The following is a 217-nucleotide window of genomic DNA, read 5'->3' as shown; positions in this document are numbered from 1 at the left end:
GGATCACCTCCTTACTATTACGTCTGTTGGACGCACTTTTTGTAGTGTCTACACAAATTCTCTTGTTATCTGTTATTAAAGACGTGAAAGTCTTAATCGATGTTAAGTCTCAGCTAAGTATGTATAGCGCAGACGATTTAATATTAGTTAAGGTTTTTACCTTAAAAGTGAGTGGCGACATTCACTGTTCTTTAACAATTTGGAAAAGCTGATAAAA

At 34.6% G+C, this 217-nt stretch carries 1 protein-coding gene; it reads left to right on the top strand.

The annotated features are described in order from the left end of the window. Nucleotides 1–212: hypothetical protein (locus tag NLF92_RS14065; protein ID WP_254102894.1), on the top strand; the 212-nt coding region annotated here is incomplete at its 5' end. Between the last annotated feature and the right edge of the window lie 5 nt (nucleotides 213–217).

Source organism: Opacimonas viscosa (genome assembly GCF_024199005.1).
Lineage (GTDB): Bacteria > Pseudomonadota > Gammaproteobacteria > Enterobacterales > Alteromonadaceae > Opacimonas > Opacimonas viscosa.
Note: the sequence above shows the minus strand (reverse complement) of the source record. Positions and strands in the feature narration are given on the sequence as shown.